Annotated in this window: 16 protein-coding genes; 7 read left to right on the top strand and 9 right to left on the bottom strand. The window is 62.7% G+C overall.

Going from position 1 to position 15,090, the window contains the following annotated elements:
* Positions 1 to 11: 11 nt before the first annotated feature.
* Genes pspC through pspA form a run of 3 tightly spaced genes read right to left on the bottom strand, consistent with a single transcriptional unit; the run spans position 12 to position 1,333 of the window.
* A complete protein-coding gene (gene pspC / locus I6L38_RS06475) occupies positions 12 to 416 on the bottom strand; it encodes an envelope stress response membrane protein PspC (protein WP_024941345.1) in 405 nt (134 codons plus the stop codon).
* The gene (gene pspB, locus I6L38_RS06470) at positions 413 to 649 is read right to left on the bottom strand and encodes an envelope stress response membrane protein PspB (RefSeq protein ID WP_005300084.1); all 237 of its coding nucleotides are present in this window, start codon (positions 647 to 649) and stop codon (positions 413 to 415) included. The genes pspC and pspB overlap by 4 nt, the downstream gene beginning before the upstream one ends.
* A gap of 3 nt (positions 650 to 652) precedes the next feature.
* On the bottom strand, positions 653 to 1,333 hold the full coding sequence (gene pspA / locus I6L38_RS06465; RefSeq protein ID WP_005300077.1) for a phage shock protein PspA: 681 nt from the start codon (positions 1,331 to 1,333) through the stop codon (positions 653 to 655).
* A 196-nt stretch (positions 1,334 to 1,529) separates the two neighbouring features.
* On the opposite strand from pspA, the gene pspF reads away from it, so the two are divergent.
* The 7 genes from pspF (at position 1,530) to I6L38_RS06435 (ending at position 8,108) form a co-directional block, all read left to right on the top strand.
* Positions 1,530 to 2,564, top strand: coding sequence for a phage shock protein operon transcriptional activator (pspF, locus tag I6L38_RS06460; RefSeq protein ID WP_024941344.1), 1,035 nt, complete (start codon positions 1,530 to 1,532; stop codon positions 2,562 to 2,564).
* Positions 2,565 to 2,654: 90 nt separating this feature from the next.
* Positions 2,655 to 4,250 (top strand): ABC transporter substrate-binding protein SapA, encoded by a 1,596-nt coding sequence (sapA, locus tag I6L38_RS06455; RefSeq protein ID WP_017779987.1) that lies wholly within the window; start codon positions 2,655 to 2,657, stop codon positions 4,248 to 4,250.
* Between the two features lie 2 nt (positions 4,251 to 4,252).
* Positions 4,253 to 5,212 (top strand): ABC transporter permease subunit, encoded by a 960-nt coding sequence (locus tag I6L38_RS06450; protein ID WP_005300071.1) that lies wholly within the window; start codon positions 4,253 to 4,255, stop codon positions 5,210 to 5,212.
* A gap of 35 nt (positions 5,213 to 5,247) precedes the next feature.
* Positions 5,248 to 6,141: an ABC transporter permease subunit gene (locus I6L38_RS06445; protein ID WP_005300069.1), complete on the top strand. Its 894-nt coding sequence runs from the start codon at positions 5,248 to 5,250 to the stop codon at positions 6,139 to 6,141.
* The gene (locus I6L38_RS22705) at positions 6,141 to 6,269 is read left to right on the top strand and encodes a hypothetical protein (protein ID WP_005300067.1); all 129 of its coding nucleotides are present in this window, start codon (positions 6,141 to 6,143) and stop codon (positions 6,267 to 6,269) included. The genes I6L38_RS06445 and I6L38_RS22705 overlap by 1 nt, the downstream gene beginning before the upstream one ends.
* Positions 6,269 to 7,267: an oligopeptide/dipeptide ABC transporter ATP-binding protein gene (locus I6L38_RS06440; RefSeq protein WP_005300065.1), complete on the top strand. Its 999-nt coding sequence runs from the start codon at positions 6,269 to 6,271 to the stop codon at positions 7,265 to 7,267. The genes I6L38_RS22705 and I6L38_RS06440 overlap by 1 nt, the downstream gene beginning before the upstream one ends.
* A gap of 55 nt (positions 7,268 to 7,322) precedes the next feature.
* On the top strand, positions 7,323 to 8,108 hold the full coding sequence (locus tag I6L38_RS06435) for an ATP-binding cassette domain-containing protein (RefSeq protein ID WP_005300064.1): 786 nt from the start codon (positions 7,323 to 7,325) through the stop codon (positions 8,106 to 8,108).
* 156 nt (positions 8,109 to 8,264) lie between these two features.
* Here I6L38_RS06435 and miaE read toward each other — a convergent pair whose 3' ends face one another.
* From miaE to lolA, 6 genes are all read right to left on the bottom strand, one after another.
* Entirely contained in the window at positions 8,265 to 9,023 is a 759-nt protein-coding gene (gene miaE / locus I6L38_RS06430) for a tRNA-(ms[2]io[6]A)-hydroxylase (RefSeq protein ID WP_024941343.1), read from the bottom strand.
* 185 nt (positions 9,024 to 9,208) lie between these two features.
* Positions 9,209 to 10,729, bottom strand: coding sequence for an amidophosphoribosyltransferase (purF, locus tag I6L38_RS06425; protein WP_043171569.1), 1,521 nt, complete (start codon positions 10,727 to 10,729; stop codon positions 9,209 to 9,211).
* 21 nt (positions 10,730 to 10,750) lie between these two features.
* Complete coding sequence (locus I6L38_RS06420) at positions 10,751 to 11,239, bottom strand: CvpA family protein (protein ID WP_005300057.1); 489 nt, start codon at positions 11,237 to 11,239, stop codon at positions 10,751 to 10,753.
* A 186-nt stretch (positions 11,240 to 11,425) separates the two neighbouring features.
* On the bottom strand, positions 11,426 to 12,721 hold the full coding sequence (gene serS, locus I6L38_RS06415) for a serine--tRNA ligase (protein ID WP_017782742.1): 1,296 nt from the start codon (positions 12,719 to 12,721) through the stop codon (positions 11,426 to 11,428).
* Positions 12,722 to 13,060: 339 nt separating this feature from the next.
* A complete protein-coding gene (locus tag I6L38_RS06410; protein ID WP_043171568.1) occupies positions 13,061 to 14,404 on the bottom strand; it encodes a replication-associated recombination protein A in 1,344 nt (447 codons plus the stop codon).
* A gap of 70 nt (positions 14,405 to 14,474) precedes the next feature.
* Positions 14,475 to 15,083 (bottom strand): outer membrane lipoprotein chaperone LolA, encoded by a 609-nt coding sequence (lolA, locus tag I6L38_RS06405; protein ID WP_041203754.1) that lies wholly within the window; start codon positions 15,081 to 15,083, stop codon positions 14,475 to 14,477.
* Positions 15,084 to 15,090 lie beyond the last annotated feature (7 nt).

Here is a 15,090-nt window from a genome sequence, read left to right as displayed (position 1 = left end):
CCGCTCAGGCCTTACAAGTTGCGAAACTCCCGCTGCAGGGTGAACTCCTTGGAGGTCACCAGCTTCTCGATGCGCTGCACCCTGGGCTCCAGCGCATCCAGCTCCTGGCCGATGCGGGCAAGGGCCTGATGAGGCGTGACGCCTGCCTGCCAGCTGCGCGCCTTCATCCGCACCTCGGCAAAGTCGGCATCCTCCTGGGCATAAAGGGTGACCGGCTTCTTGTCGAGCAGAAACCAGGCGGCGACGTAGGCGGTGAAGGTGATGAAACCGGCGAAGATGAGGCCACTGATGGCCAGCAACCGCACGATCCAGGTCTCCACCCCGAAGTACTCTGCCAGACCGGCACAGACCCCGGCTATCTTGCCGCGCTGGGGATCCCGGTACAGGTTGCGACCTTCACGACTGATGCTGCTCATACCTTGTTCCTCCAACCCGGGACTTCCGCATCCAGAATCGACTCCAGGGCACCGACCCGCTCCTGCATCTTCTCGGCACGCACCAGCAAACCCTGCAGCTGTTCACGCTCGCCATCGGCAAGACCGGCGCCAATGCGCCCCTTGGCACGGTAGTGCAGCACCAGCCAGATGGGGGCCACCACTACCATGAAGACCACCATGGGAACCATCAACACACCCAGCAGATCTTCCATCTGTTACTCTCCCTGTTTCGGCGTGGTGTCGCTCTGGCCCAGCTTCTGGCGCATGGCTTCCAGCTCTTTGCTTATTTGATCGTCGGCTTCCAGCTCGGCAAACTGTTGGGCCAGCGCCTTGTCGGACTGCCCCAGATCGGCGCGGGCCTCCATCTCGTCGATGCGGCGCTCCATGCGCTCGAACTTGCTCACCACCGCCTGGCTGTCGCCACGGGCAACCTGGCTCTGTACGTTGAGACGGCTGCTGGCCGCTTCGGTGCGAATGGCCATCGCCTTCTGGCGGGCACGGGCATCTTCCAGCTTGGCTTCCAGCTGACGGATCTCCTCCCCCAGCTTCTCGATGCCGCTGTCCACCGCCTGTTGCTCACGCAACAGGGAGTCGGCCAGCTCGGCCTGCTTCTTCTTCTCGATGAGCGCCGCGCGGGCCAGGTCTTCCCGCTCCTTGCTCAGGGCCAGCTCGGCCTTGCCCTGCCACTCGGCGACCCGCTCCTGATGGCGGGCGACCTGGCGGCCGATCTCTTTCTGGTTGGCGAGGAAGCGGGCCAGGTTGGAGCGCTCCTTCACCAGTTCGTCTTCCATCTCCTGGATGATCAGGCGCACCATCTTCTGGGGATCTTCTGCCTTGTCGAGCAGGGCCGTCAGGTTGGAATTGATGATGTCGGCCAGGCGGGAAAAAATACTCATGATTGTACTCCTGTGGTTGGCATACGTTGTTTCTCCATTGACAATGGCAACTTGTGTGCCAATCTGGAACAGAATTTAACTTGTTGATTTATATGGGGCTGCTCGATCACATTTCAAGAGGCACCACACAAGTAATGATTAGAATCACCAACTTTTGGTAAGATTGACCAGCTTTCACCGACTCACGGGGATGACTATGACCACGGCCACGGAAAGCCTGTTGGGGGAATCCAACGCATTTCTCGAGATCATTGAGCAGGCCTCCCGCCTGGCGCCGCTGCGCAAGCCCGTGCTGATCATCGGCGAACGGGGTACCGGCAAGGAGCTGATCGCCCACCGCCTACATTATCTCTCGGCGCGCTGGGATCAAAGCTTTGTCACCGTCAACTGCGCCACCCTGAGCGAGAGCCTGCTGGAGACCGAGCTGTTCGGCCACGAGGCGGGCTCCTTCACCGGCGCCGCCAAACGTCACCAGGGCCGCTTCGAGCGGGCCGATGGCGGCACCCTCTTCCTTGACGAGCTGGCCACCACCAGCGCCCGGGTGCAGGAGAAACTGCTGCGGGTCATCGAATACGGCGAGTTTGAACGGGTGGGCGGCGCCAAGGCGCTCAAGGTGGATGTGCGGCTGGTGTGCGCCACCAACGAGGATCTGCCGGCGCTGGCCGACAAGGGGCAATTTCGCCACGACCTGCTCGACCGGCTCGCCTTCGACGTCATCACCCTGCCCCCCCTGCGGGAGCGGCGCGACGATATTCTGATGCTGGCGGAACACTTTGCCCACGGCATGACCCGGGAGCTCGGCTATCCGCTGTTTGCCGGCTTCTCGCGCAAGGCGACCCAGCTGCTGCTGGACTACCCCTGGCCAGGCAACGTGCGGGAGCTGAAAAACGTGGTGGAGCGCAGCATCTACCGCCAGGGCAACCCCCAGTTGCCGCTGGCCGATCTGGTGCTCAATCCGTTCGATTCCCCCTGGCGACCCTTGGCTCGCACCGACACCGCCGCGGCGCAGCCAAGCGAGGCGCAACCGGCGCCCGTTGCGGCCACTGCCACCCTGCCGCTGGACCTCAAACAGGCGGTGGCGGGCTACGAGATTAATTTACTCAAGCAAGCGTTGCAGCAATCCCAGTATAATCAGCGCAAAGCCGCCCAACTGCTGGCCCTGAGCTATCACCAGTTCCGCGGAATGCTGCGCAAATACCAGCTGCTGGACAGTGACAACGATGCGGATTAATAACCCGGGCAGCCCGTGCCAGAGCGGCTTCCCCCCCTTGCCGGCCCCATCGCCGGCAACTTCGTATAAAAACATGGTTCGACAATGAGAATGCTCAAACCCCTGCTGCTTGGTGTGCTGGTGCTGCTCACCGGTTGTCACAAACAGGATGACGCGTCCAGAACGGGACTCATCTATTGTGCGGAAGGCTCGCCCCAGACCTTCAATCCCCAGGTCTCCAACTCGGGGGTGACCCTGGATGCCAGCTCGCGCCCGCTCTATGACCGCCTGCTGGAGGTGAACCCCAACACCCTGGCGCTCGAAGGCGGGCTCGCCACCCGCTGGCAGGTGAGCGAGGATGGCCTCTCCTATACCCTGACCCTGCGCCAGGGGGTGACCTTTCACCACACGCCCTGGTTCAACCCCTCCCGCCCCCTCAACGCCGACGACGTGGTGTTCACCTGGCAGCGGCTGCTCGACAAGCTGCACCCCTATCACGAAGTGTCCGGCGGCGAGTACCCCTACTTCTACAGTCTGGGGCTGGATCAGCTGATCAAGCGGGTCTACCGGAAGGGGGCCGATAACGTCGTGTTCGAGCTCAACCGGCCGGATGCCTCCTTCCTCGCCACCCTGGCCAGCGACTACGCCATCGTACTCTCCGCCGAGTATGCCGAGCAGTTGCAAAAGGCCGGCACCCCGGGGCTCATCGACAGCCGCCCGGTGGGCACAGGGCCGTTCAGCTTCAAGGAGTATCGCCACAACGAATACGTGCGCTACCTGCGCCACCCCGGTTACTGGGGCGGCGAGGCCAAGATTGAGCAGCTCATCTACGACATCACTCCCAAATCCTCCAAACGGCTGGCCAAGCTGCTGACCGGCGAGTGCGACGTGATGAGTACCCCCTCCGCCAGCCAGCTGTCGGTGATCGACAAGGATCCCGACCTCAGCTTGGCGGTGCAGTCCGGCATGAACGTCGCCTTCCTCGCCCTCAACACCCGCAAGGCACCGTTCAACAAGGTGCAGGTGCGCCAGGCCATCGCCAGCGCCATCAATATCGACAACCTGCTGCAGGCGGTCTATTTCGAGACGGGCCAGCCCGCCAACAGCCTGCTGCCGCCGCTCTCCTGGGGTTACAACCCCTCCCTGCCGATGCGCCAGCCGGATCTCAAGAGGGCGCGCCAGCTGCTCAAGGAGGCGGGACTGGCGCAAGGCTTCGAGATGCAGGTGCTGGTGCAGCCGGGCTCGCGCGCCTACAACCCGGATGCCCTCAAGACCGCCCAGCTGATGCGAAGCGATCTGGCCAAGATCGGCATCAAGCTCAAAATCGTGCAGCAGGAGTGGCCGGTCATCGAGGCCCGCCTCGCCCAGGGTCAGTACGACAGTCTGCTCAGCGGCTGGATCGCCGACAACGCAGACCCGGACAACTTCTTTCGCCAGCTGCTGAGCTGCGCCGCCGTCGAGCGCGGCAACAACTACAGCCGCTGGTGCAGCCCGGCGTTTGATCAGCTGCTGGACGACGCGGTGACCACGCCCCAGCTGGCGTTTCGGCTGCGCAACTACTATTACGCCCAGACCCTGCTCAACGAACAGATGCCGCTCATTCCGCTGGCCCATGCCCTGCGTACCCAGGTCAGCCGCAGCGACATTGAGGGGCTCTCCCTGATGCCCTTTGGCGGCACCGTCTTCAACCAGGCCTATCGGGAGTAAGCATGTTTCTCTATATCCTGCGTCGCATCAATCTGCTGCTCATCACCCTGCTGGCGCTGACCTTCGTCGCTTACCTGCTGGACGTGCGCCTCATCGGCCAGCAAGCCAGCTTCTGGAGCGGCTACCCCGACTTCCTGCGTCGCATTCTGGACGGGGATCTGGGGCTCTCCAGCGTCTCCGGCCTGCCGGTGCTGGACGAGATCCGCCACTATTTCCCCGCCACCCTGATCCTCTGCGGGGCGGCCTTCGCCATCTCGCTGCTGGTGGGCATCCCGCTCGGCACCCTGGCGGCCCTCTCCCAGGGCAAGCCGCTAGATCTCACCATCATGACCGCCGGCCTCATCGGTTACGCGGTGCCGGTGTTCTGGCTGGCGCTGCTGGTGGTGATGTTCTTCTCGCTGGAGCTGGGCTGGCTGCCCGCCTCGGGCCAGATAAGCCTGCTCTATGACGTGCCCTCCATCACCGGCATCGCCCTCATCGACGTCTTGATGAGCCACGAGCCCTGGCGCCAGGCCGCCCTGCACGACGCCCTGCGCCACCTGATCCTGCCCTCGCTGGTGCTGGCGGTGGTGCCCACCACCGAGGTGATCCGCCACGTGCGCAGCTCCCTCATCGACGTGATGAAGCAGAACTACATCAAGGCGGCGGCCAGCCGCGGCCTCTCCCGTCGCCAGATCGTCTGGCGCCACGGTCTCAAGAACGCCCTGCCGCCGGTGCTGCCACTGCTGGGCCTGCAGCTGGGCAGCGTGCTCACCTCCGCCATGATCACCGAGGTGGTGTTCGAGTGGCACGGCATCGGCCGCTGGCTCATCAACAGCATCGCCCTGCAGGACTACGCCGCCATCCGCGGCGCCACCCTGGTGGTGGCCAGCTTCGTCATCTTCATCAGCGTCAGCACCGAGCTGCTCACCACCATCATCTACCCGGCGCGGCGCAAAGAACTCTATGCAAAACAAGACTGAACGTGCTCATGGCATGACCCGGAGCCAGGAATCCTATGCAAGACAAGACTAGCCTCTACCCCGAGCTCAAGATCCTCTCGCCGCTGGAGCAGACCTGGGCCTCCTATCGCCGCAATCCGCTGGCGATGGCAGGGCTCTGGTGCTTCGTGATCCTGCTGCTGATCACCCTGCTCGGCCCGCTGGTGGTGCCCTACGGCATCGACGAGCAGCACAGCTCCCGCCTGCTGCTGGCCCCCTCCTGGGCCAACAGCGGCAACATCGACTACTTCCTCGGCACCGACGATCTGGGCCGCGACATCCTCTCCCGGCTGGTGGTGGGCGCGCGGCTCACCTTTGGCAACGCCCTGCTGGTGGTGGTGATTGCCATGGTGGTGGGCACCGCCATCGGCATCCTCGGCGGCATGAGCAAGGGGCTCAAGTCGAGCGTGCTGCACCACCTGCTCGATACCCTGCTCTCCATCCCCTCCCTGCTGCTGGCCATCATCATGGTGGCCATCCTGGGGCCGGGTCTGTTCAATACCCTGATCGCCATCACCCTGGCGCTGATCCCGCCCTTCATCCGGGCCACCTACAACGCGGTCCACACCGAGATGCAGAAGGAGTACATCATCGCCAGCCGGCTCGACGGCTCGCCCCCCTTGCGCATCATGCGCCTCGCCATTTTGCCGAACATCGTCGAGACCCTGGTGGCCCAGACCACCCGCACCCTGTCGGCGGCCATCCTCGACATTTCGGCGGTGGGCTTTCTCGGCCTCGGCGCCCAGTCACCGCAACCTGAGTGGGGCGCCATGCTGGCGGACTCCAGCGATCTCATCTATCTCGCCCCCTGGACCGTGACCCTGCCGGGCATGGCCATCCTGTTCAGCGTGCTGGTCACCAACCTGGTTGGTGAAGGCATTCGCGAAGCACTCAAAGAGGGGAACGACTGATGCAATGCTCTGTGCCCAAGATAGGCATGCTCACCCTTGTCCCCCGCCAATTCCTGTACGGCGTGCAGGTCAACCCATCGCTGGTTGGCGAGGGCATTCGCGAAGCACTCAAAGAGGGGAATGACTAATGCCGCTGCTCGACATACGCAACCTCACCATCGAGATCGACACCCCGCAGGGCAAGGTCAAGGCGGTGGACAAGGTGAGCCTGACCCTGGCCGAGGGGGAGATCCGCGGCCTGGTGGGGGAATCCGGCTCCGGCAAGAGCCTGGTGGCCAAGGTGATCGTCGGCATCCAGAAGGACAACTGGACGGTACGCGCCGACCGGATGCGCTTCAACGACATGGACCTGCTGACCATGGCCCCCCGCGAGCGGCGCCGCATCATGGGCCGCGAGATCGCCATGATCTTCCAGGACCCCATCAGCTGTCTCGACCCCTCCGAGGAGATCGGTACCCAGCTGGAAGAGGCGATCCCCACCGACTCGTTCGAGGGGCAGTTCTGGCAGCGCTTCCAGTGGCGCAAGAAGAAGGCCATCGCCTTGCTGCACCGGGTCGGCGTCAAGGATCACCGCAAGGTGATGCGGGCCTACCCTCACGAGCTGTCGGACGGCATGTGCCAGAAGGTGATGATCGCCATGGCCATCGCCAACCAGCCGCGCCTGCTGGTGGCGGACGAGCCCACCAGCGCCATGGAGTCCACCACCCATTCGCAGATCCTGCGGCTGCTGGACAAGATGAACAAGCTGGGCAACACCACCATCCTCATCATCAGCAACGACATCGCCGCCATCGCCAACCTGACCGACACCATCAACGTGATGTATTGCGGCCAGATGGTGGAGGTGGGCACCCGGGAGCAGATCCTTGAGACCCCGCACCACCCCTACACCGATGCGCTGCTCAAGTCGATCCCCGACTTTGACAAGCTGGTGCGCCACAAGTCGCGCCTCGAGACCCTGCCCGGCGTCATTCCGCCGCTGCAGCACCTGCCCATCGGTTGCCGGCTCGGCCCCCGCTGCCCCTACGCCCAGAAGCAGTGCGTGCAGACGCCGCTGATGAGCAAGATCAAGGGGCACCAGTTCAGCTGCCACTTCCCGCTGAACATGGAAGAGCCCAAGAAGTGACGTCAATTTCGTATCAGTGCGTGACAGCGAGCCCTGTCACCAAGGAGTCAGGACAGTGATCGAACCCTCTCTGCTGCAGGTCCGAGGCCTGTGCAAGACCTATCAGAACCGCACCGGCCTGTTTCGACGCCGGGCGGTGGAAGCCATCAAGCCGCTCTCCTTTGATCTCGAGGTGGGCCAGACCCTGGCCATCGTCGGCGAGGCCGGCTCCGGCAAGAGCACCCTGGCCCGCATTCTGGCGGGCATGATAGAGCCGAGCGGTGGCGAGATCGCCATCGAGGGGCAGCCGATGATCCACGGCGACTATCAGACCCGCTGCAAGCTGCTGCGGATGATCTTCCAGGACCCCAACTCATCCCTCAATCGCAAGATCCGGGTCGGCCAGATCCTGGAGACGCCGCTGCGCCTCAACACCGAGATGACCGAGGAGGAGCGCCGCGACAAGGTGATACAGACCCTGCGCATGGTGGGCATGCTGGCAGATCACGCCCTCTTCTACCCGCAGATGCTCTCCGCCGGCCAGCAGCAGCGGGTGGCGCTGGCGCGGGCGCTGATCCTCAACCCCAAGATAGTCGTGGCCGACGAGGCGCTCTCCACCCTGGATATCTCGGTGCGCTCCCAGATCATCAACCTGCTGCTGGAGATGCAGGAGACCATGGGGCTCAGCTATGTGCTGGTGGCCAACGATCTGGGGGTGGTGAGCCACATCAGCGACGAGGTGCTGGTGATGCACGAAGGGCGGGTGGTGGAGCGCGGCAAGACCCTCAAGGTGTTCGCCGATCCCCAGCACGAGGTGACCCGCCGCCTCATCCAGAACTACGACAACGAATACCGCCGCTGAGCCCTGCCCGGCGGCCTGCCACCGGCCCTTCCCCGCTGTTTCCGCTGCCCCGAAAATGAGACAAAAAAATCCCGGCTCAGGGGCCGGGAATTGCGCTCAAAAGTAAATGCGTCGCTCGTAGTAGGAACGCTGCAATGGTAGGCAGCCCCCTTCGCGTCAACAACTGTCAGATCTGACAGGAAGACCGCTATGGAACCTGAACTGCGGATCCGGCGAGCGGATCAGCTCCGCCTCCAGTTGGCCGAAGAAGGCCACCCGCTCGCTGATGTCCTCCCCCGCATATTGCTCGGCCAGCGCCAGATAATCCTGATAGTGGCGCGCCTCTGAGCGCAGCAGGGAGACGTAGAAGCGACCCAGCTCCTCGTCCAGATGGGGTGCCAGCTTGGCAAAACGCTCGCAGGAGCGCGCCTCTATGTAGGCGCCGATGATCAGCTTGTCGACTATGGTGGCGGGCTCGTGGGTGCGCACGTGCTGCATCAGGTTGCGCGCATAGCGGGAGGCGGTCACCGGGCCGTAGGGGATGTCGCGGGCGGCCATCAGCTCCAGCACCTGCTCGAAGTGGTGCAGCTCCTCCTGAATGAGCCGCACCATGGGAAACAGCAGCGGATTGCGAGAGAGCTCCTCGAACACGGTGCGATCGGTCTCTCCCATGGTCCGCTTGCCGAGGATCTCGGCCTTCTCCGGAATGGCGTCCAGCTCCCGATAGAACGCCAGCTTGGGCAGCAGATGTCGCTTGCCCTTGGGCAGGCAGTAGCGGCGCACCAGGCTGTGGGCGGTGAGCGCAGCCTTGTTTTCGCAGTTGGCGTGATCGATGAGCAGGGTCGGCAGCTGGGCAGGATCCCGCGCCATCTCGATCCACGCATCCGGGGTCTCGCAGTGCAAAAACTGGCGCACGGGGGCTAGCAGGTCATCCATCTGAACTCTCGTCTGGTCGGGTTGATATGGCGGCGCCCCATGCTAGCGGATCCCGCCGCCACTGCCCATAGCTGCGGCTACAAACGCTGCTTTTTCAAGCAGATGCAGGGCCCTTTTCGGCAAGCGGAAACAACAATGGGGGCCTTGGCCCCCATCTCGTTGCAACACCTCAGCGTGGAAAACGTTTAACTGCCTTCGTTAAAAATTTCCAGGTTGCTGGTGCCTTCCTGCCACTCGCGCACCGCCTTGTTGTCATCGCTGCGCATGGCGTTGAGGTGGTCGAGGTAGGACTGATCCACGTCGGAAGTGACGTAGTGGCCGTTGAACACCGAAGTCTCGAAGTGACGCAGCTCGGGGTTGATCTCCCGCACCGCCGCTTCCAGATCTTCCAGATCCTGGAAGATGAGGCCATCGGCACCAATCAGTTTGCACACCTCTTCCACTTCCCGGCCATGGGCGATCAGCTCGTTGGCGGTGGGCATGTCGATGCCGTAGACGTTGGGGAAGCGAATTTCCGGCGCCGCCGAGGCGAAGTAGACCTTGGCGGCCCCCGCTTCACGGGCCATCTGGATGATCTGCTCGGAGGTGGTGCCGCGCACTATGCTGTCGTCCACCAGCAACACCTTCTTGCCCTTGAACTCGGAGCTGATGGCGTTGAGCTTGCGACGCACCGACTTCTTGCGCTGGGTCTGGCCCGGCATGATGAAGGTACGGCCGATGTAGCGGTTCTTCACGAAGCCCTGACGGTACGGCAGATCCAGGGTGTGGGCGATTTCCAGCGCCACGTCGCAGGAGGTCTCGGGGATGGGGATGACCACGTCCACGTCGAGATCTTCCCACTCGCGGGCGATCTTCTGACCCAGCTTGCGACCCATGTTGAGGCGGGCGGCATAGACCGACACCTTGTCGATGCACGAATCAGGGCGAGCGAAGTAGACGTACTCGAAGATGCAGGAGCTCATCTGCGGGTTCTCCGCACACTGCTCGGAGAAGAGCTGGCCCTGCTCGGTGATGTAGATGGCCTCGCCCGGGGCGATGTCGCGCACCGTCTCGAAACCGATGGCATCGAGCGCCACGCTCTCGGAGGCGAGCATGTACTCCACCTGCCCCTGCTCGTCGACCCGGCGACCCAGGATCAGCGGGCGAATGCCGTTGGGATCGCGAAAGCCGATGAGGCCATGGCCAATCACCAGGGAGACCACCGCATAGGCACCGCGGATCTGCTGATGCACCTTGCGCACCGCAGAGAAGATGTCCTCCGGTTGCAGGGCCATCTTGTCGCAGCGATCCAGCTCGTGGGCCAGCACGTTCAGCAGCACTTCGGAATCCGAGGTGGTGTTGATGTGGCGGCGGGCCACCTTGAACTGCTGCTCCTTGAGCTCCTTGGCGTTGGTGAGGTTGCCGTTGTGGGCCAGCACCATGCCGTAGGGAGAGTTCACGTAAAAAGGCTGGGCTTCAGCGGCACTGGAGCTGCCTGCGGTGGGATATCTGACATGTCCTATGCCGATATGCCCTTTCAGGCGCTGCATGTGACGCACTTCAAACACGTCCTTCACCAGGCCGTTGGCCTTGCGTTGCCGGAAGTTTCCACTGTCAATGGTCACGATCCCGGCGGCATCCTGTCCCCTGTGCTGCAACACCGTCAAGGCGTCGTAGAGGGCCTGATTGACGGGGGTGGTGCCAACTATACCGACAATACCACACATGTCTTTGCTACCTCGAAGTCACTATACCTGTTTAAGAAAACTCGATGAGTTCAGCATGAACCCGAAGAACCACTGGATGACCGGCTTGAACTCGGGCACCAGCTTGGATGCCACCCACCAGTCGCTCTGGGAGAGGCTGGTGAAGGTATCCATGAAAAAAAGCAGGGCACTGACGATCAGTACCCCGCGAATTGCGCCAAAACAGATGCCGAGCACCCGGTCGGTGCCGGACAGCCCCGTCTTGTCTACCAGCAGGCCCACCACGTAGTTGACCACGCTGCCCAGGATCAGGGTCGCCACGAACAGGGCGGCGATGGCCAGGCCATTGCGCACCAAGGGATCGCTGAACGAGGTGAAATAGACGGCGAGATCGGGATAGAAATGGCTGGCGATGAAGAAGGCGACGAACCAGGTGACGAGAGACATGGCCTCCTTGACGAAGCCGCGCACCAGGCTGATGAGAGCAGAGAAACCGACGATGCCGATGATGGCGTAATCAATCCAGACCATAGAAAAAGATGTCCTGCGAAATTGCGGCGCAGTCTAACAAAAACGATTGCGCAATGCTTGATAAAATTGTGTTACATGTTCAAAGAGACGCCGGCAACGAAGATTTATTCACGATAAAAACGGTTGACCGGCGCCAGAATGCACAACGCCATGGCATGCCATGGCGTTGTCGTCTGCAATGAGCGCTTACCCGATGTGGGTCAGGCCGCCCATGTAGGATTGCAGCGCAGTCGGGATGGCGATGCGGCCATCTTCCTGCTGGTAGTTCTCCAGCACCGCCACCAGGGTGCGACCCACCGCCAGGCCAGAGCCGTTCAGGGTGTGCAGCAGCTGCGGCTTGCCATCGATGCGCACGCGAGCCTGCATGCGGCGCGCCTGGAAGTCGGTGCAGTTGGAGACGGAGGAGATCTCGCGATAGGTGTTCTGGGCCGGCAGCCACACTTCCAGATCGTAGGTCTTGGCAGCGCAGAAGCCCATGTCACCGGTGGAGAGTGCCATCACACGATACGGCAGCTCCAGCAGTTGCAGTACCTTCTCGGCGTGACCCACCATCTCTTCCAGCGCGTCCCAGGATTTTTCCGGGTGCACCAGCTGTACCATCTCGACCTTGTCGAACTGGTGCATGCGGATGAGACCGCGGGTGTCACGGCCGTAGGAGCCCGCTTCGGAGCGGAAGCAGGGGCTGTGGGCGGTCATCTTGATGGGCAGTTCCTGCTCGTCGAAGATCTCGTCGCGGGCCATGTTGGTGAGCGGCACTTCGGAGGTCGGGATCAGGGAGAACTTGCGTACCTTGCCCTCTTCTTCCCCTTCCCCTTCGATGCCGGTATTGAAGAGATCCTGAGAGAACTTGGGCAGCTGACCGGTGCCGTACAGGCTGTCCGGGTTGACCAGGTAGGGCACGTAGCACTCGGTGTAACCGTGCTGCAGGGTGTGCAGGTCCAGCATGAACTGGGCCAGGGCGCGGTGCAGGCGGGCGATCTGGCCCTTCATCACCACGAAACGGGAACCGGAGAGCTTGACGCCGTTCTTGAAGTCAACGCCCTTGGCCGCTTCACCCAGATCGATGTGATCGCGCACCTGGAAACTGAACTCGCGCGGGGTACCCCAGCGACGCACTTCCACGTTGTCGTTCTCGTCACGACCGACCGGAGTGGTGTCGCTCGGCAGGTTGGGGATGGCGTCGGCGATGGTCTTCAGCTCGGCCAGCAGGGCATCCAGCTCGACCTTGCTGGTCTCGAGCTCTTCGTTAATCTTGGTTACTTCAGCCTTGAGCGGGGCAACATCTTCGCCGCGACGGGCAGCCTCACCGATGGATTTGGAGCGGGCGTTGCGCTCGGCCTGCAGCTCCTGGGTACGGGACTGCAGATCCTTGCGTTTCTCTTCCAGAGCATTGACAGCCGCTACGTCCAGAGCGTAGCCACGTGTCGCCAGACGAGCGGCGGCATCGTCGATGTCGCTGCGCAGATATTTGGGATCCAGCATGGTTTACCTACTTTTTTAAAATGGGATCTGGGCCTGAGTCATCATGACGGGCTGGGAAACAGATCCGGAAGTTAACATCGGTTGGCACACCCCTGTCGTCTTTTTGCATCGGGCCAACAAGAGCAAGCCTTCGAAATCAAGAAGATGGCACCAGGCCAAGACAAGCGGGGTCAGAGGGGCAGTGTATCAGACCGCCCCCCCGCCCGAACAGGGACTATTGCGCCCGTTTTGCCCTGTTTTCCGGGGGATGACGACCTGGATCAAATCGGCTGACCAATTAACGTGCAATCGGCCCGAATTGGTCAGGCAGAGGCGCGGCCACTCCCCTGCCCCGACCGGTTATTTCTCCCGCTGACGCGGGCTCTGCTTGTCCAGTTCGTGCAGGTAGTCGAGCTTCTGGCCGATCTGCTTCTCAAGGCCGCGATCGGTGGGCTGATAGTACTGCTTGCCAGCCAGCTCAGGCGGGAAGTACTGCTCGCCGGCGGCATAGGCGCCCGGCTCGTCGTGGGCATAGCGATACTCGGCGCCGTAGCCCAGCTCGCTCATCAGCCTGGTCGGCGCGTTGCGCAGGTGCGGCGGCACCTCGAAGTCCGGCAGGTTCTTCGCATCATGAAGCGCCGCCTTCCAGGCGGTGTAGACCGCATTGCTCTTGGGGGCGCAGGCGAGGTAGACGATCGCCTGGGCGATGGCCCGCTCCCCTTCCGCCGGGCCGATGCGATGGAAGCAATCCCAGGCCGAGAGCGCCACCTGCATGGCACGGGGATCGGCGTTGCCCACATCCTCGGAGGCTATCGCCAGCAGCCGGCGCGCAATATAGAGCGGATCGCAACCGGCGCTCACCATGCGGGCATACCAGTAGAGCGCCGCATCCGGTGCCGAGCCGCGAATGGACTTGTGCACCGCCGAGATGAGGTCGTAGAAGTGATCGCCCCCCTTGTCGAAACGGGCCACGTGCTCCCCCACCACGGCGGCGAGCAATGTGCTGTCGATCACCCGCGCCCCGGCACTGTCGGTTTCCGCCATGTCGGCCAACAGCTCCAGATAGTTGAGGGACTTGCGCCCGTCCCCGTCCACGGCTTTCGCCAGCGCCTCCTTTACCCCGGGGGCGAAGGCGAGGCTCGGGTCGTTGAGGCCACGGGGGTCCTGCATCGCCTGATCGATCATGGCGAGGATATCCAGCTCCTCCAGCCGTTTGAGCAGATAGACCCGGGCCCGGGAGAGCAGCGCGTTGTTCAGTTCGAACGAGGGGTTCTCGGTGGTGGCGCCGATGAAGGTGATGGTGCCGTCTTCGATGTGGGGCAGGAACACATCCTGCTGGCTCTTGTTGAAGCGGTGCACCTCGTCCACGAAGAGGATGGTGCGCACCCCGCGCCAGCTGTTCTCCTTGGCCTTGTCGATGGCGGCGCGGATCTCCTTGATGCCGGAGGTCACCGCCGAGAGCCGCTCCACCTCGGCCTGACAGTAGTGGGCAACCAGTTCTGCCAGCGTGGTCTTGCCGGTGCCAGGTGGGCCCCACAGGATCATGGAGTGGCAGTGGCCCGCCAGGATAGCCTTGCGCAGGGGTTTGTCGGGCCCGAGGATATGTTGCTGACCTATGTACTGCTCGAGGGTTTGCGGCCGCATCCGGGCCGCCAGCGGACGAAAGTCCGACGAGAAATCCAGCGATAAATTGCTCATCTGCATTGACCGTCAGGAAGGGTGCAGGCCGCCGTTGCCGGGCGGCCTGCCAATAAAGCCAGCGCCTGCTTGCGCATCAGCGCTGATCGTCCAGTGCGACCCCCGCAGGCGTCTTGAAAACAAATTCGTTGCCCTTGAGCGCCGGCTTGCGGTTGAAGTTGCTCAGGGTGAACTCGCTCCACTGCCCCTGGGCCTCTTTCACGTCGAAGCGGTTGATGTTGTTCTGACGGTCGAAGGTGATGCGAAAGGAGGCGATCAACTCGTCCTGGTTGCGGCTGGTGACTGTGTAGACATCCCCCTGCTGGGTCACATCGTAGTTCTTCCAGAGCGCATCGTCGTTGCCGGCGATCAGCACGAAGGGGGTGTTGAGCACCGCATCCTTCATCTTGAGGGCAGTGACCTGCTCGACGAAGGGATCGTAGATCCAGACATCCTTGCCATCGGCCACGATCAGGCTCTCGTCCGGCGTGGTGGTATGCCAGTTGAAACGGTTGGGACGCTGCACCAGCAGGGTACCGCCGGCACGCTGCAGCTCCTTGCCCTTGCTGTCATAGACCACCTGGGCAAACTTGGCGGAGAAGAGACTCACCCCCGCCAGTTTCTGCTTGAGATCGCTGGCCGCATCGGCCCACGCCTGGCTGCTGGCCACCAGCAGCACAGTGCCCATCAAGAGTTGTTTTTTCATCACGCTT

Source organism: Aeromonas sp. FDAARGOS 1408 (assembly GCF_019048665.1).
Classification (GTDB): domain Bacteria; phylum Pseudomonadota; class Gammaproteobacteria; order Enterobacterales; family Aeromonadaceae; genus Aeromonas; species Aeromonas dhakensis.
This window is presented reverse-complemented; position numbering and strand designations above follow the sequence as displayed.

Excerpts from the sequence above, each read along its gene's own strand:
- lolA (WP_041203754.1), bottom strand. The coding sequence starts at position 15,083 with ATGAAAAAACAACTCTTGATGGGCACTGTGCTGCTGGTGGCCAGCAGC.
- I6L38_RS06440 (WP_005300065.1), top strand. The coding sequence starts at position 6,269 with ATGCCGCTGCTCGACATACGCAACCTCACCATCGAGATCGACACCCCG.
- I6L38_RS06445 (WP_005300069.1), top strand. The coding sequence starts at position 5,248 with ATGCAAGACAAGACTAGCCTCTACCCCGAGCTCAAGATCCTCTCGCCG.
- I6L38_RS22705 (WP_005300067.1), top strand. The coding sequence starts at position 6,141 with ATGCAATGCTCTGTGCCCAAGATAGGCATGCTCACCCTTGTCCCCCGC.
- serS (WP_017782742.1), bottom strand. The coding sequence starts at position 12,721 with ATGCTGGATCCCAAATATCTGCGCAGCGACATCGACGATGCCGCCGCT.
- purF (WP_043171569.1), bottom strand. The coding sequence starts at position 10,729 with ATGTGTGGTATTGTCGGTATAGTTGGCACCACCCCCGTCAATCAGGCC.
- pspC (WP_024941345.1), bottom strand. The coding sequence starts at position 416 with ATGAGCAGCATCAGTCGTGAAGGTCGCAACCTGTACCGGGATCCCCAG.
- I6L38_RS06420 (WP_005300057.1), bottom strand. The coding sequence starts at position 11,239 with ATGGTCTGGATTGATTACGCCATCATCGGCATCGTCGGTTTCTCTGCT.
- I6L38_RS06450 (WP_005300071.1), top strand. The coding sequence starts at position 4,253 with ATGTTTCTCTATATCCTGCGTCGCATCAATCTGCTGCTCATCACCCTG.
- pspF (WP_024941344.1), top strand. The coding sequence starts at position 1,530 with ATGACCACGGCCACGGAAAGCCTGTTGGGGGAATCCAACGCATTTCTC.
- sapA (WP_017779987.1), top strand. The coding sequence starts at position 2,655 with ATGCTCAAACCCCTGCTGCTTGGTGTGCTGGTGCTGCTCACCGGTTGT.
- I6L38_RS06410 (WP_043171568.1), bottom strand. The coding sequence starts at position 14,404 with ATGCAGATGAGCAATTTATCGCTGGATTTCTCGTCGGACTTTCGTCCG.
- miaE (WP_024941343.1), bottom strand. The coding sequence starts at position 9,023 with ATGGATGACCTGCTAGCCCCCGTGCGCCAGTTTTTGCACTGCGAGACC.
- pspA (WP_005300077.1), bottom strand. The coding sequence starts at position 1,333 with ATGAGTATTTTTTCCCGCCTGGCCGACATCATCAATTCCAACCTGACG.
- pspB (WP_005300084.1), bottom strand. The coding sequence starts at position 649 with ATGGAAGATCTGCTGGGTGTGTTGATGGTTCCCATGGTGGTCTTCATG.